The organism is Mycobacterium sp. pR1184 (assembly GCF_041287235.1).
Taxonomy (GTDB): domain Bacteria; phylum Actinomycetota; class Actinomycetes; order Mycobacteriales; family Mycobacteriaceae; genus Mycobacterium.
Genome location: NZ_JBGGKR010000035.1, coordinates 1 through 321, shown reverse-complemented (window position 1 = coordinate 321; position 321 = coordinate 1). Strand labels below are relative to the sequence as shown.

The window sequence follows — 321 nt, the reverse complement described above, 5'->3', positions numbered from 1 at the left end:
CGTCGATGTCGGCGGCGCGGTACATCGAGGCGACCGGACCGAACACCTCCTCGGTGTAGAGGGCCATGTCCTTGGTGATGTCGGTGACCACCGTGGGCGGGTAGAACCAGCCCGGCCGGTCGATGGGCTTGCCGCCCAGGCGGATAGTGGCGCCGGCTGCGGCCGCGTCGTCGACCTGCTTGGCGATCTCGTCGCGGCCCGACTCGGTGGCCAGCGGGCCCACGTCGGTGTCGGGGTCGGTCGGGTCGCCAACCGTGAGCGCGGCCATGCGCTCGGTGAACTTGTCGACGAAGGCGTCGTAGATGTCGGTGTGGATGATGA

The 321-nt window shown here is 69.2% G+C and carries 1 protein-coding gene; it reads right to left on the bottom strand.

The features are described from left to right. Positions 1–321: aldehyde dehydrogenase family protein (locus ACAG21_RS28105; protein WP_370499515.1), on the bottom strand; the 321-nt coding region annotated here is incomplete at both ends.